The 13905-nt window shown below is 58.5% G+C and carries 15 protein-coding genes; 7 read left to right on the top strand and 8 right to left on the bottom strand.

The window, feature by feature from the left end; translation table 11 throughout:
* Positions 1–126: 126 nt before the first annotated feature.
* Positions 127–951 (bottom strand): cell envelope integrity EipB family protein, encoded by an 825-nt coding sequence (locus QA648_RS06215; RefSeq protein ID WP_283050259.1) that lies wholly within the window; start codon positions 949–951, stop codon positions 127–129.
* A gap of 197 nt (positions 952–1148) precedes the next feature.
* Here QA648_RS06215 and QA648_RS06210 point away from each other — a divergent pair, with 197 nt between their 5' ends.
* The 4 genes from QA648_RS06210 to QA648_RS06195 are packed head-to-tail and all read left to right on the top strand — an operon-like array spanning position 1149 to position 4017.
* On the top strand, positions 1149–1616 hold the full coding sequence (locus QA648_RS06210; RefSeq protein WP_104822973.1) for a RidA family protein: 468 nt from the start codon (positions 1149–1151) through the stop codon (positions 1614–1616).
* Positions 1616–2347 (top strand): glycerophosphodiester phosphodiesterase, encoded by a 732-nt coding sequence (locus QA648_RS06205; protein WP_283050257.1) that lies wholly within the window; start codon positions 1616–1618, stop codon positions 2345–2347. Before QA648_RS06210 ends, QA648_RS06205 begins: the two co-directional genes overlap by 1 nt.
* A gap of 12 nt (positions 2348–2359) precedes the next feature.
* On the top strand, positions 2360–3547 hold the full coding sequence (locus QA648_RS06200) for a GNAT family N-acetyltransferase (RefSeq protein WP_283050255.1): 1188 nt from the start codon (positions 2360–2362) through the stop codon (positions 3545–3547).
* A 41-nt stretch (positions 3548–3588) separates the two neighbouring features.
* Positions 3589–4017 carry an HIT family protein gene (locus tag QA648_RS06195; protein ID WP_283050253.1) on the top strand — a complete coding sequence of 143 codons (429 nt, stop codon included), beginning with the start codon at positions 3589–3591 and terminating at the stop codon, positions 4015–4017.
* A gap of 114 nt (positions 4018–4131) precedes the next feature.
* Here QA648_RS06195 and clpA read toward each other — a convergent pair whose 3' ends face one another.
* From clpA to cysE, 5 genes are all read right to left on the bottom strand, one after another.
* Entirely contained in the window at positions 4132–6660 is a 2529-nt protein-coding gene (gene clpA / locus QA648_RS06190; protein ID WP_104822969.1) for an ATP-dependent Clp protease ATP-binding subunit ClpA, read from the bottom strand.
* Positions 6661–6670: 10 nt separating this feature from the next.
* A complete protein-coding gene (clpS, locus tag QA648_RS06185) occupies positions 6671–7024 on the bottom strand; it encodes an ATP-dependent Clp protease adapter ClpS (protein WP_028755011.1) in 354 nt (117 codons plus the stop codon).
* Between the two features lie 289 nt (positions 7025–7313).
* The gene (locus QA648_RS06180; protein ID WP_104822968.1) at positions 7314–7682 is read right to left on the bottom strand and encodes a phasin family protein; all 369 of its coding nucleotides are present in this window, start codon (positions 7680–7682) and stop codon (positions 7314–7316) included.
* A 414-nt stretch (positions 7683–8096) separates the two neighbouring features.
* Positions 8097–8300 (bottom strand): DUF3126 family protein, encoded by a 204-nt coding sequence (locus QA648_RS06175; protein ID WP_104822967.1) that lies wholly within the window; start codon positions 8298–8300, stop codon positions 8097–8099.
* A 128-nt stretch (positions 8301–8428) separates the two neighbouring features.
* A complete protein-coding gene (gene cysE, locus QA648_RS06170; RefSeq protein ID WP_104822966.1) occupies positions 8429–9286 on the bottom strand; it encodes a serine O-acetyltransferase in 858 nt (285 codons plus the stop codon).
* Between the two features lie 76 nt (positions 9287–9362).
* Between cysE and QA648_RS06165 the strand changes: the two genes are divergently transcribed.
* Positions 9363–10163 (top strand): enoyl-CoA hydratase-related protein, encoded by an 801-nt coding sequence (locus QA648_RS06165; RefSeq protein ID WP_104825084.1) that lies wholly within the window; start codon positions 9363–9365, stop codon positions 10161–10163.
* 9 nt (positions 10164–10172) lie between these two features.
* Here QA648_RS06165 and QA648_RS06160 read toward each other — a convergent pair whose 3' ends face one another.
* Positions 10173–10955, bottom strand: coding sequence for an alpha/beta hydrolase (locus QA648_RS06160; protein ID WP_283050249.1), 783 nt, complete (start codon positions 10953–10955; stop codon positions 10173–10175).
* Positions 10956–11154: 199 nt separating this feature from the next.
* On the opposite strand from QA648_RS06160, the gene QA648_RS06155 reads away from it, so the two are divergent.
* Complete coding sequence (locus tag QA648_RS06155) at positions 11155–11400, top strand: zinc-finger domain-containing protein (RefSeq protein WP_283050247.1); 246 nt, start codon at positions 11155–11157, stop codon at positions 11398–11400.
* A gap of 29 nt (positions 11401–11429) precedes the next feature.
* Positions 11430–12593 carry an FAD-dependent monooxygenase gene (locus QA648_RS06150; protein ID WP_283050245.1) on the top strand — a complete coding sequence of 388 codons (1164 nt, stop codon included), beginning with the start codon at positions 11430–11432 and terminating at the stop codon, positions 12591–12593.
* On the opposite strand, the gene QA648_RS06145 is transcribed toward QA648_RS06150, so the two are convergent.
* Positions 12594–13784: a cystathionine beta-lyase gene (locus QA648_RS06145; RefSeq protein ID WP_104822963.1), complete on the bottom strand. Its 1191-nt coding sequence runs from the start codon at positions 13782–13784 to the stop codon at positions 12594–12596.
* Between the last annotated feature and the right edge of the window lie 121 nt (positions 13785–13905).

The raw sequence follows: 13905 nt of genomic DNA, 5'->3' as shown, positions 1-13905 counted from the left end.
AATTTCAGATCGGCACTGCGGAACTGAGACTCACTCACGGGCGTGCCGAATGCTTCCCAGAATAGTGAAGCTTCGGACACAGTTTTATGACGAAGATTTTGCGTTGTGGCTGGGCCCTCCCAAAGCCTATTGGCAGGCCTTGGTGTCGAGTACTTCAAGCTTGGAGAGCTTGCCGGTCAGAACGAAATCACCATAGTCCATGGTGAGGTCGCGGGTGATGCCGTTTTCGTAGAGCTTGAACGACATACGGTAGACCGGGATGGCGTCACCCTTGGACTTGTCGTTGAAATAGGCGACGGTCACCGGCCAGAACGGTGTCTTGGCGAAGATGCCGGCCTTTTCGGCATCGGGGTCATCGGTTGCGGGCGTCGACTGCTTACCGACGACGGTTGTTGCGATCAACGACTTATCCCCATCATCGGAGCCGTCGAAAACCTCGGCCTCGAAGAAATTCCTGCCCAGCTTGGCATTATGGATGATGTCGAGCATATGCTCTGTCGGAAAGCGGCTCTGGATGAGTTCGATCTGCTTCGCTTTTGGCTGGGTCAGATCGACCTTAATGCCCTTCTGATCGTCGGCCGCCGCGCCGCGCACGTCCTTGTCGAGTTGATCGTCCGTATAGGATTTGGTCTCGAAGCGGAAAGTGCGCTTGACGAGATCCTCGAATGTGGTCGTCTGCTGGTCGCTGACGCGCGTTGAATCACCCGTGTCGATCTGTGTGACGAAACGGAAATTGGTAGTGAAACCGGTGCAATCGGAGCCGTCGAACTCATAGACCATACGGCCGAACATGCCGGCGATGCCCGATCGGTCTGATGCGTCCTTCAGTTCGAGATCGTAGACGGCGCGATGCGCGATCAACCCAGTCGGACCCGCCGCGGCGGCGGACACGCCCAGAGACGCGACGCCTAAACTCGAAACGATAACGGCGGCAAGACTCGAGCGGAACATTCATTATCTCCTATTGGACTCGCACGCGATGCTATAAGAACGCTTCGGCTAGAGTGAGGCGGCCCGTCATCAATTCGTCATCTCGCTCTGCCTTTTGATTTGGCGTTATCTCGTCCAAGATCGCCTCGCGCCCGGCAAAGGGAATCTAAGCTTGATGCCGGATTTTTGAAGATTTTACAACAAAACGGGAGATGAAAATGTCCGACGCTATCGAGAGCCGTCTGAAGGAGCTTGGCATCGTCCTGCCTCAGGCCGCTGCGCCGGCCGCAAACTATGTACCCTATGTCATCAGCGGCAATCTTCTTTATTTGTCCGGGCAGTTGCCGATGGAAAACGGCAAGCTCGGCGTCACCGGCCTTCTAGGCAAGGATGTCGACGTTGCCGGCGGCCAACGCGCCGCCGAGCTTTGCGCCATCAATATCCTCGCTCAGGCGAAGGCGGCCTTGGATGGCGATCTCGGCCGCATCAAGCGCATCATCAAGCTGAACGGTTTCGTCGCTTCAGTACCCGAATTCGTCGAACAACATCTTGTGATCAACGGCGCATCCAATCTTCTGGCAAATGTACTTGGCGACGCTGGCAAGCATGCGCGCGCCGCGGTCGGCATGGCGGCGCTGCCGCTGAACGCCGCCGTCGAGATCGATGCCATCATGGAAATTGCATAATGAGCAAGATTGCCTGGCTTACCGAACGTCCTGTCGCCCATCGCGGCTATCACGACATGAACAAGCAGGTTTGGGAAAACACGCTGTCGGCCTTTGGCCGGGCAATCGAGGCGGGTTTTTCCATTGAATGCGATCTGCACTATGCAGCCGACGGCGTTCCGGTCGTCTTTCATGACGACGACCTCCAGCGCGTCTGCAATCTCCCCGGCCAACTTCGTGACCGTACCTCTGCCGAACTCGGCCTGCTTTCGGTCGGCGGCACCAACGACAAGATCCCGACGCTGAAACAGCTCCTCAGGCTCTGCGACGGCAAGGTGCCTTTGGTGCTGGAGCTCAAGGGCCGCGAAGGCGACGATGAGGGCTTTGCGGAATCCGTGCTGGAGGTGCTGGAAGGCTACAAGGGTCATGTCGCGCTGATGAGCTTCGACCATTGGCTGCTCAAGGATCTGAAGGCGCTTAACGCGCCCTACCCTGTCGGCCTAACGGCGGATGGAAACGAGCCCGAGACATTTTTTAAGCATGACGAAGCCATGCAGCTTGGGCTAGACTTCATCTCGTATTTCTATGACCACCTGCCGAACCCCTTCATCACGGCGCAGCGCCAGCGCGGCATCCCGGTCATCACCTGGACCGTGCGCGACGAAGCGGCCCGTAAACACACATTCGCCAACGCAGACCAAATGACCTTCGAAGGGTTCGACCCAAGGGAGAGCCCTGCCCTTTCTTCGTAACAGACGAATTTGATGACAGACGAATTATCCATTCGAGTCGAGCGTTCCTTCAAAGACATTGCTCCGGAGGGCTGGTCCAAGTTCGCCGGGGCATCGAGAGCGGGTACGGTGCTGCCGTATAATCCGTTTGTCTCGCATGCTTTTCTGTCCTCACTGGAGGAGTCAGGCTCCGCCACCGACAAAACCGGATGGCTCGGCAATCACCTGCTGCTCGAAACCGATAGCGGCGAGTTGATCGGCGCCGTGCCCGGCTATCTCAAAAATCATAGCCAAGGCGAGTATGTCTTCGATCACGGCTGGGCCGACGCCTTCGAACGCGCGGGCGGCCGTTATTATCCGAAGCTGCAGTGCTCCATTCCCTTCACGCCGGCGACCGGTCCGCGCCTGCTTGTGGCCGAAGGCCAGGATCGCGATGTGATTCAGCCGGCGCTGGCCGAAAGCCTGAAGGAGGTGACCCGGCAGCTCGGCGTCTCCTCAGCCCACATTACCTTCCTGCCGGAAGAAGAGATTTCCGTCTTCGAAGGCGATGGCTATCTGCATCGTACCGACCAGCAGTTCCACTTCATCAACGATGGTTATGCCAATCATGATGCCTTCCTGGAAACGCTGGCGTCGCGCAAGCGCAAGGCGCTGAAAAAGGAGCGTCGCACCGCTCTCGAGGGCGGCATCAGCATCGACTGGCTGACCGGCAGCGATCTCACCGAGGGGATCTGGGACCAGTTCTTCACCTTCTATATGGACACCGGCAGCCGCAAATGGGGCCGGCCCTATCTTACCCGCAAGTTCTACTCGCTGATCGGCGAGCGGATGGCCGGCGATATCCTGCTGGTGATGGCCAAACGCGAGGGCCGCTATATCGCCGGGGCGATCAATTTCATCGGCGGCGAAACGCTCTATGGGCGGCATTGGGGCTGCATCGAAGATCATCCCTTCCTGCACTTTGAAGTCTGCTATCATCAGGCCATCGATTTCGCACTGTCAAAGGGGCTGAAGCGCGTCGAAGCCGGCGCGCAGGGCGAACACAAGCTCGCCCGCGGCTATCTGCCGGTCATCACGCATTCGGCGCATTATATCGGCCATCAAGGCTTGCGCCGCGCCGTTGCCGACTATCTCAAACACGAGCGCGAGCAAGTGGAGGAGATGAGTGAAATTCTGGCCGAGCACAGCCCCTTTCGCAAAGGCGAGCGGCAAGATATCTAGCTGCTCTGGACAATTGTAATCGAAAGACGAGGAGACCCTGGATGACCAGCCCCGCCTATGACGCCAACAATATTTTCGCGAAGATCCTGAAAGACGAGATCCCGTCCTATCGTGTCTACGAAGATGAACACACGGTCGCCTTCATGGATGTCATGCCACAGGCGCCCGGCCATACGCTGGTGCTGCCGAAGTCCCCTTCGCGCAATCTTCTCGACGCCGATCCGAGCACCCTGCCTCATCTGATAACCACGGTCCAGAAAGTCGCCGTCGCGATTCAGGAGGCTTTCGATGCGGATGGCGTCTACATCGCCCAGTTCAACGAGCCGGCCGCCGGTCAAACGGTGTTCCACCTGCATTTCCACATCATCCCGCGCCATGAGGGTATCGCCCTGAAGCCGCATTCCGGCAAGATGGAAGATGGTGCGGTTCTAGCGGAGAATGCCAAGAAGATCATCGAACTCCTGCGCTGATCGAAAGCGCCGATCTTCTTAAGTCTTTTTATGAGATATAGTTTATAAACATATGAAAATGGCTGCATTGTCGCCAATGCAGCCATTCTATTTTTTCAGTCAATTAATCGCCGGTTACTTGCGCGGCACCTTCGGCACCGTGCTGCCCTTGCGCAACGACTTGTTATCCGACTCGCCATCGCTGGCAGAGGACGGCGTCTTCGGCGAGCGGCGAGCGTCGGAAGCGCTGCCAGCCTTGCCGACGCGGCTTCTGGTCTTGACGGTGTCTCCGTCATCCTCTTCCACATCGACCACGGAGTCGACCACTTCGGCTTCCGGCTTCGGCCGGATCGGCGCGGTATCTGCGATGGAGTCGAGCAGGATGCCGGTCGTACCGTCTTCCTTCTTACCGACGGTGACCTTGACGACGCCGCCCTTCTTCAGCTTGCCGAAGAGGATTTCGTTCGCCAGCGGCTTCTTGATGTGTTCCTGGATGACGCGTGCCAGCGGGCGGGCACCCATCTTGTCGTCGTAACCCTTCTCGGACAGCCAGGCGATCGCGTCCTCGTGCAGATCGAAGGTAACGTTCCGTTCGGAAAGCTGAGCCTCGAGCTGCATGATGAACTTCTGCACGACCTTGTGGATGACCGTGGTCGGCAGCGCTGCAAACGGAATGGTCGCATCCAGACGGTTGCGGAATTCCGGGGTGAAGAGCCGGTTGAGAGCCTCTTCATCCTCGCCCGTACGCTTGGACGAACCGAAACCGATGGCGGACTTGGCCATTTCCGATGCGCCCGCATTGGTCGTCATGATCAGGATGACGTTGCGGAAGTCGATCTTCTTGCCGTTATGGTCGGTCAGCGCGCCATGGTCCATGACCTGCAGCAGGATATTGAAAATATCCGGATGCGCCTTCTCGATTTCATCGAGCAGGACGACACTGTGCGGATGCTGGTCGACGCCGTCGGTCAGCAAGCCACCCTGATCGAAGCCGACATAGCCGGGAGGTGCGCCGAGCAGACGGGAAACCGTGTGACGCTCCATATATTCCGACATGTCGAAGCGCAGCAGCTCGACGCCGAGCGAGGAAGCAAGCTGCTTGGCGACTTCCGTCTTGCCCACACCAGTCGGGCCGGAGAAGACGTAGCAGCCGATCGGCTTGTTCGGTTCGCGCAAGCCGGCACGGGCGAGCTTGATCGAGGTCGAAAGCGCTTCGATTGCAGTATCCTGACCGTAGACGACCGAACGCAGTTCCTGCTCGAGGTTGGCGAGAACCATCTCGTCATCCTTTGAAACCGTCTTCGGCGGAATGCGGGCCATGGTCGCGATCGTCGCTTCGATCTCCTTTTCGGTGATCAGCTTGCGGCGCTTCGACGGCGGCAGCAGCATTTGCGCAGCACCTGTTTCGTCGATCACGTCGATCGCCTTGTCCGGCAGCTTGCGGTCGGAGATATAGCGAGCCGACAGCTCGACCGCCGTCTTGATGGCGTCGTTCGAGTAGCGAAGGTGATGATACTCTTCGAAATAGGGCTTCAGGCCCTTCATGATTTCGATAGCATCCTCAATGGTCGGCTCGTTGACGTCGATCTTCTGGAAGCGGCGGACGAGTGCCCGGTCCTTTTCGAAGAACTGACGGTATTCCTTATAGGTGGTCGAACCGATGCAGCGGATCGCACCGGAAGACAGGGCCGGCTTCAGCAGGTTCGATGCATCCATAGCGCCGCCGGAGGTAGCACCGGCGCCGATGACGGTATGGATCTCATCGATGAACAGCACGGCGCCCGGATATTCTTCCAGCTCCTTGACCACCTGCTTCAGGCGCTCTTCGAAGTCACCGCGATAGCGGGTACCGGCAAGCAACGTGCCCATGTCGAGCGAGAAGATGGTCGCGTCGGCCAAAGCTTCCGGCACCTTGCCCTCGACGATGCGCTTGGCAAGACCTTCTGCGATCGCGGTCTTGCCGACGCCGGGGTCGCCGACGTAGAGCGGGTTGTTCTTCGAACGGCGGCACAGCACCTGGATGGTGCGGCTAACCTCGGAGTTGCGGCCGATCAGCGGGTCGATCTTGCCGCTTTTCGCCTTCTCGTTGAGATTGACGCAATAAGCCTTCAGAGCATCCTGCTGCTTCTTGTTGTTACCTTCCTCCTGCTCGCCGCGGGAGGTCGGCTTGCTTTCGGATTCGGTATCCTCGGCGCCGCGCGGTGTCCGGGTCTGGGAGGAACCCGGCCGCTTGCCGATGCCGTGGGAGATGTAGTTGACCGCATCGTAGCGGGTCATTTCCTGCTCCTGCAGGAAGAAGGCCGCATGGCTTTCCCGTTCCGCAAAGATCGCGACGAGAACGTTGGCACCCGTTACTTCCTCGCGGCCCGAGGATTGAACATGGATGACGGCGCGCTGGATGACGCGCTGGAAACCGGACGTCGGCTTCGAATCCTCGTCATAACCGGTGATCAAATTTGAAAGTTCATTATCGACGTATTCAGTCAGCGTCTTACGGAGCGCGTCGAGATCAACATTGCACGCGCCCATGACAGCCGCGGCATCGGCGTCGTCCACCAAAGCCAAAAGCAGATGTTCCAGCGTGGCATATTCGTGATGCCGCTCGTTCGCGTAGGTCAGTGCCTGATGCAGCGCCTTCTCAAGACTAGGCGAAAATGTTGGCACGTTCAGATCCTCACTTCTTTTCCATAACACATTGCAGCGGATGCTGGTGCTGCCGGGCAAAATCCATCACCTGGCTCACCTTCGTTTCAGCTACTTCATATGTATATATCCCGCATTCGCCGACGCCGTGATTGTGGACATGAAGCATGATGCGGGTGGCACTCTCTCGATCCTTTTGGAAGAAACGCTCCAGGATATGGATCACAAATTCCATGGGCGTGTAGTCGTCGTTCAGAAGCAGCACGCGGTACAGGTTGGGTTTCTTGGTTTTGGGCTTGGTGCGCGTGATCACCGAGGTCCCGCGATTTCCGTTGTCCCCGTTCCTTTCGCTGTCGTTTTGCATCCGGATCGGCTCAGCGATCATTTCATTCATTCCTCAAATCATCCGGCAGAAGCTATCGCATTCCGACTTGGCAAACTGGATTGGGTAACTGACTCTGTCGGGCCGGATATCCGAACCCCTAACTTAGTTCATATTGGTGCGATTTTAAGCCCCCTACCGGACACTGCAATCAGAATTCGTTGCCAAAGTGGGTCATGATCAAAAAAGTCGCGGCGACGATCGGGCCAAGATCGGAAATCGGCAACGCAAAAGACCGGCCGCGGGTTGCGCAGCCGGTCTTTCGTAAATTCACTGTGCTTAAGCGAGGTGCTTATGCAGCAGGTGCAACCGAAGCGGGGGTTTTGCCGGCAGCCTTGGTGGCGGCGGCAACCGGAGCTTCGTACGGCTTGTACACGGTCTTGGCGAGATCGGCGTACATTTCGCCCAGCTTGGTCGCTTCGGCAACGAAGTTTTCATAGGAAGACTTTACGAAGCCGGTCTGGAGTTCGAAAGCAGCCTCGAAGCTCTTGACGCCGGCCAGCGTTTCGAAATGCGCAACGCCGTCCTGGAAGGACTTCTTGGAGTATTCGGCGGCTTCAGCAGCAATCGCCTGGAAACCCTTGGTGACATCGGAATAGCTCTTCAGCGCCGTGTCCATGGCTTCCTTGCCCTTCTTGTTCGCTTCATCGAAATTGAACATACTTCTCCGTCCCTTTGTTGGTTTGGCCGACGGCCGGGTTACGGGAAAAAATCTAAATGCGACGCACAAATAGTCAAGTAGTCTTGTGCGGCGCAATATCGACTCAAGATTGCATTTCCAATGACAAAGCAATGACCGTAGGAGCGCGTGGAAGGCATCCTTCTGTTTTTGCTAATATATATCAAACGAGCTACAACTTAAGGCTTAGGCAGAAATATTCGATTTCGATGAAAAAAAGAATTTCGGCAGGCAATCGACTAAATTCGATCGCAAATGAGTAGCGTTTAGCCTACTGCAGGGTGATTTTTCAAAAAAAGAACCGCATTTCAGTGAAATGCGGTTCTCTGATACCAGCTTTGTTGGAAACCGCGGGATCGACCAGAGGTCGAGCGCGCCAAACGGCCACGCTGTCGATTAGAGATCGACGTCCAGGATGGCCATGGAAAAATTGTAGGAACGGTCGCCGTCTTCGTCGTCGATGTAGACAACGCCCAAGAACTCTTCGCCAAGATAGACTTCTGCGGAATCGTTCTTGCGCGGGCGGGCTTTGACCACCATCTGCGGATTGAACGTGCGTTTGAAGTAGGTGTCGAGCTTCTTGATTTCGTCAGGCTTCACAATTCATCTCCGTGAGGATTCTCAGCTTGGCCGCTTCTTGCATAGGAAAAGCGGCGGTGTAAAGACCGGAAGCGCGCCTTCAGCCTTTGCCGGCAGCGCAAAACCCTGACATTCAGGTGGGATTTCCGTTAGATTCCGGCACCCATGATTTGGTCGACCTGCTCGGCTAGGAGTTGATCCATGGAGCGGGATGGCTCCGAACAGCCGGCTTCACCGACCACCTTGGCCGGCACGCCGGCCACCGTCGTCTTCGGCGGCACTTCCTTCAGCACCACCGAGCCGGCAGCGATGCGTGAGCAATGGCCGATCTGGATATTGCCGAGGATCTTGGCGCCGGCGCCGATCAGCACGCCATGAGCGATCTTCGGATGACGGTCGCTGCCTTCCTTGCCGGTGCCACCGAGAGTGACGCCGTGCAGGATCGAGACGTTATCGCCGATAACGGCCGTTTCGCCGACCACCAGGCCGGTCGCATGATCAAGGAAGATGCCCTTGCCGATGCGCGCAGCCGGGTTGATATCGGTCTGGAAAACGCTGGAGGAGCGGCTCTGCAGATAGAGCGCAAAATCCCGGCGACCGCGATTGAGCAGCCAATGGGCCAGACGATGCGTCTGCAGGGCGTGGAAGCCCTTGAAATAGAGGACCGGCTCCATGAAGCGCAGGCAAGCCGGATCGCGGTCGTAGACGGCCTGAATATCGACGCGCAGGATCGAGCCCCATTCCGGCCAATCGGCCAGCATTTCCTCAAAGGTCTGGCGCAGCAGGATGCCCTGCATGTCCGGATGGTCGAGACGTTCGCAGATGCGATAGATGACGCATTCTTCAAGCGACCGGTGATTGATGATCGTGGAATAGAGGAAGGCGGCCAGAAGCGGATCCCGCTCGGCGGCCGCGCGTGCTTCCTCGCGCACGCTGCCCCAGATGGGATCGACGACCTTTACCGGCCCCACGCCTTCAACCTGGCGAATGTCCGTTGCTGCGACCATTGACGGTCTCCTGATTTCCTGTCGGTGAAACATTATATAGAGTAAAACTCCGGCAACATAAATGGGTTCGGCGCGCATGAGTTTTGAGCATGATTTTGCTGGCGGTTTCCTGCGCGCTACGTGCAGCGACGCCATTGGCACTCTCACCATCGATAATCCCGACCGCAAGAACGCCCTCACTGCGGCGATGTGGCGCGCCATACCCCAGGCCATTCGCCTTTTGACCGACAAGGCACATGCGCATGTGATCGTCATCCGCGGCGCGGCGCAGGATTTTTCGACCGGCGCCGATATCAGCGAATTCGACAGCCTGCGCAAGGATGCCGAAACTGCTGTCGCCTACGAGGCGCTGAACAGCGCCGCCTTCACCGCGATCCGCCATTGCCGAGTACCGACGATCGCGGCGATCCGCGGCATCTGTTACGGCGGCGGCTTTGGCATTGCCGCCGCCTGCGATCTGCGTGTCGCCGAGGAAGGCGCGCGTTTCTCGGTGCCAGCCGTGCGCCTCGGCATCGCCTACCCTGCGGACGCGGTGCAAGACATCGTCAACGCGCTCGGACCGCAGATGGCCAAGGTCACGCTTTTCACCGGCGCACCGATGTCGGCCGGCAAGATGGTCGCGGCCGGCTTTCTGTTGGAAGAGATCGCAGTCGACGCATTCGACGGCGAAGTTTCGGCTCTCGCCCGCGCGATTGCCGCCAATGCGCCGATCGCACTGCATGCCTCGAAGCTCGCGGTTCGTGCCGTGCTCGAACAGGATAGCGACCTGCTGCGCGAGGCGGAGGTGATCGGTGCCGAGACCTTCGACAGCGCCGACTATGCCGAGGGCCGCGCAGCCTTTGCCGCGCGGCGAAAACCGCATTTCACCGGGAAGTGACTTAATCCATCAATTCGCCAGGCGTTGGTAGAATTCCAGGACAGCCTGTTTGAATACCTTGTCGCCGACGGCGAGCATGTGGTCCCGGTTCGGGATATCCAGCGCCTCGGCATGCGGCATCAGCGCCGCGAGTTCCTGCGGCGAACCGGCAATGTCATCCTTGGTGCCGACGCCGATCAGGGTCGGCGCCTTAATCTTTGCCGCATCTTCCTTGGCGACCAGATCACGCGAACCTCTGATGCAGGCGGCGAGCGCCTCACGATCGCTCTTGTTCTGATCGGCGAAGGCGCGGAACATACGGCCGCGCAGATGCGTGACATCGTCAACCGATGGCGCCAATAGCGCATCGGCGATCGGATCCCAATCACCGACACCATCGATCATGCCTATGCCCAACCCGCCGAATACGAGCGAGCGGACACGATCGGGATGGGCGATCGCCAGAAAAGCCGAGATGCGCGCACCCATGGAATATCCCATGATATGGGCCGCCGGAATGCCGAGATGATCGAGCAGCGCAACCGCGTCTTCCGCCATGACCCAAGGACGATAGGCCTCGGCATCATAGGCTTTGTCGCTCAAGCCGTGGCCCCTGTTGTCGATGGCGATGACGCGGTAACCAGCCTCGCCCAGCGACTTCAGCCAGCCCGGATTGACCCAATTGGCAATCGCGGTCGAGGCAAAACCGTGAATCAACAGAACCGGCGCGCCGTTCGGATCGCCTTCGTCGAAATAGGCCAGCTTGAGCCCGTCATGAGTGAAATAGGAAAAGGCAGGACTATTCAAATTCATGGCAAGATCTTCGTGAACATCGTCTCTTTGCTGCGGACCTTATTTTATCGACAATATCAGGTGAACCCCGCGCTTGCGAAAATCTGTGCGCCGAGCCGGACTTTCGCACTACACAATCGGCGAGAAGGATTATAAAGAGGGGCAATCAAGTCTGGCGCAACATTCATGCCATCTAGGCAAGACGCATTCGGAGATCATCATGGCCGGCCACAACATTCCCCATTTCCAGAACGACGGCGGACACCGCGTTATCGAGATCGGCGTGAAGGAATTCATGTGCACCGGCGCCTCGGTCCCCTACGACCATCCGCATATCTTCATCGACATGGGCGATGAAAGCGAGAAGGTCTGCTCCTACTGCTCGACGCTCTATCGCTACAATCCGTCGCTGAAAGCGGACGAAACCAATCCGGCCGGCTGCGTCTTCCACTTCAGGGCCGCTTGATATCCCGAGAGCGGATCGGACATAGCTGAATGCCGATCAAGACCGCCGCGATCATCGGTGCCGGAATAGCCGGCCTTACCGCGGCGCTGGCGCTGGCGAGACACGGCATTCGCGCCGCAATTTTCGAACAGGCCGAAGCGCTGACCGAGGTCGGCGCAGGCCTGCAAATTTCTCCCAATGCATCCCGCATCCTCGACACGCTCGGCGTGTTCGATGCTCTCCAGCCTATCTGGCTGGAGCCGGCGGAAGTGCGGCTGGTCTCCGGCTCATCCTTGCGGTTGATCGCATCCGTACCCTGCGGCACCTTCGCCAGGAAACGCTGGGGCTCTCCCTATGGCGCCGTTCACCGCGCCACGCTGCAAAAGGCGCTTCTCGACGCGGTGACAGCCAATCCGCTTTGCACATTGCATCTCGGCCGCCCCATCGATGCAACGGACAGACAAGCGGTGGACGCCGCCACCGGTGGGGATGCGGATCTGATCGTCGGCGCCGATGGCGTCTGGTCGAAGGTGCGCGCATTGGTGCCCGATGGCCCCTCGCCGCATTTCTCCGGTAATATCGCCTGGCGTTTCATCATCCCCGAGGCATCCGCCCCAAGCGTACTCGACAGATCGAGCGTGACGGCGTTTCTCGGTCCTTCGGCACATCTCGTCTGCTATCCGATCAAGGAACATGCCGCCTTCAATATCGTGGCGAACATCTCCGGAAGCACTTCGAGCCATGATTGGAGCGCCGCCGGCACCAAGGCGCAACGCGAGCATCTTCTGCAGCGCTTCTCAGGCTGGAACGATGCCATCACGGCAATGCTCGAACGCCAGGAGCAAGCCACCTTCTGGCCGCTCTACGAAGCGAGCGTCGGTCGCTGGCACAATGGCAAGGATGTCATATTAATCGGCGATGCAGCGCATGCGATGATGCCCTTTGCAGCGCAAGGTGCAGCCATGGCAATCGAGGATGCCTTCGAACTGGCCGGCATGGTGGCCTCACGCCCCCTCGCCGAAGCGCTCGACCTCTTCGAAAAGCACCGTATGCCGCGCATTGCGCGCCTGCGCCAGCGCGCCGCCTTCAATCAATTCGCCTATCATGCTCGCGGACCGGTGCGACTGGCCCGTGATTTTGTTCTCTCCATGCGTCCGCCGCAAAGTCTCGCGGCGGACCTGGATTGGATCTACGGCTATCGCGCTATCGGCTGATCAGGCCTCTTTCGCTGCAGCGAGACCCTTTTCGATATCGGCCTTGATATCGGCGACGTCCTCAAGACCGATCTGCAGTCGCAGGACCGGCCCTTCCGGCGGCGCCTTGCTGATGCGCCGGTCGTTGAGATTGACGTGCAGTGCGAGGCTCTCGAAGCCGCCCCAGGAATAACCCAGACCGAAAATCCGCAGCGCGTCGAGGAAGGCGTGCGCCTTGGCCCTGAATTTCTCCGGACGGTCGACGGCCAACACAAAGGAGAAGATGCCGCTCGATCCCTTGAAGTCGCGCTTCCAAAGTTCATGACTTGGGAAGCTTGGCAATGCCGGATGCAGCACGCGCGCGATGTCCTCGCGGCTCTCGAGCCACTGCGCTATGGCGAGCGCGCTTTCCTGATGCCGTTCCAAGCGCACGCCCATGGTGCGCAGGCCCCGCAGCACTTGATAGGCATCGTCCGGCGCGCCGCAGATGCCGAGCTGGATATTGGCTTCCCTCAACTGGTCCCAATGGGCCGCATTGGCGGATACCGTTCCCAGCAGAATATCGGAGTGCCCAGCCGGATATTTCGTTGCCGCATGAATGGAGATATCGACCCCATGATCCAGCGGCTTGAAATAAAGGGGCGTTGCCCAGGTATTGTCCATGGTGACGACGCAGCCATGGCGATGAGCGACGGCCGAGATCGCGGGAATATCCTGCATTTCAAAGGTATTGGAGCCCGGCGCTTCGGTGTGCACCAGCCTGGTGTTCGGCTTGATCAGTTGCTCGATGCCGGCGCCGACCAACGGGTCGTAATATTGGACCTCGACGCCGAGACGCTTCAGCATGGTATCGCAGAAGATACGCGTCGGCCCATAAACCGAATCGACGATCAGGGCGTGGTCGCCTGCGGAGAGAAAGCCAAGGAAAGGCACGGTGATCGCCGCAAGCCCGGACGGCACCAGGATCGTTCCCGCCGATCCCTCCAGCGCATCGATAGCGTCGCAAAGCGCATCGGTCGTCGGCGTGCCGCGCGTGCCATAGGTATATTTCTGGTCGCGCGTCTCCATGGTTCGCGCATTCGGAAACAGTACCGTCGAGGCATGCACGACCGGCGGATTGACGAAACCATGGAAATCGGAGGGCGAATTGCCGATGTGGGACAAACGCGTGTTGATGCCGGCGTTTTGCAGCAATGTGTCTTTGTCTTTCATGTCTGGGTATGCCTTTGGCGCTGTGGGGACTTCGATTAGTGGCTGCCAAGCCCGGCGGGGTCAACCCCGAGCGATCCAGCGAATCCTAATATTAGGTATTAGCTAAAATACCGGAATGGCG

It is taken from the genome of Rhizobium sp. CB3171 (assembly GCF_029714265.1).
Taxonomy (GTDB): Bacteria; Pseudomonadota; Alphaproteobacteria; order Rhizobiales; family Rhizobiaceae; genus Rhizobium.
This window is presented reverse-complemented; position numbering and strand designations above follow the sequence as displayed.

Coding starts and splice junctions, on each gene's coding strand:
- QA648_RS06215 (WP_283050259.1), bottom strand. CDS start 951: ATGTTCCGCTCGAGTCTTGCCGCCGTTATCGTTTCGAGTTTAGGCGTC.
- QA648_RS06210 (WP_104822973.1), top strand. CDS start 1,149: ATGTCCGACGCTATCGAGAGCCGTCTGAAGGAGCTTGGCATCGTCCTG.
- QA648_RS06205 (WP_283050257.1), top strand. CDS start 1,616: ATGAGCAAGATTGCCTGGCTTACCGAACGTCCTGTCGCCCATCGCGGC.
- QA648_RS06200 (WP_283050255.1), top strand. CDS start 2,360: ATGACAGACGAATTATCCATTCGAGTCGAGCGTTCCTTCAAAGACATT.
- QA648_RS06195 (WP_283050253.1), top strand. CDS start 3,589: ATGACCAGCCCCGCCTATGACGCCAACAATATTTTCGCGAAGATCCTG.
- clpS (WP_028755011.1), bottom strand. CDS start 7,024: ATGATCGCTGAGCCGATCCGGATGCAAAACGACAGCGAAAGGAACGGG.
- QA648_RS06180 (WP_104822968.1), bottom strand. CDS start 7,682: ATGTTCAATTTCGATGAAGCGAACAAGAAGGGCAAGGAAGCCATGGAC.
- cysE (WP_104822966.1), bottom strand. CDS start 9,286: ATGGTCGCAGCAACGGACATTCGCCAGGTTGAAGGCGTGGGGCCGGTA.
- QA648_RS06165 (WP_104825084.1), top strand. CDS start 9,363: ATGAGTTTTGAGCATGATTTTGCTGGCGGTTTCCTGCGCGCTACGTGC.
- QA648_RS06160 (WP_283050249.1), bottom strand. CDS start 10,955: ATGAATTTGAATAGTCCTGCCTTTTCCTATTTCACTCATGACGGGCTC.
- QA648_RS06155 (WP_283050247.1), top strand. CDS start 11,155: ATGGCCGGCCACAACATTCCCCATTTCCAGAACGACGGCGGACACCGC.
- QA648_RS06150 (WP_283050245.1), top strand. CDS start 11,430: ATGCCGATCAAGACCGCCGCGATCATCGGTGCCGGAATAGCCGGCCTT.
- QA648_RS06145 (WP_104822963.1), bottom strand. CDS start 13,784: ATGAAAGACAAAGACACATTGCTGCAAAACGCCGGCATCAACACGCGT.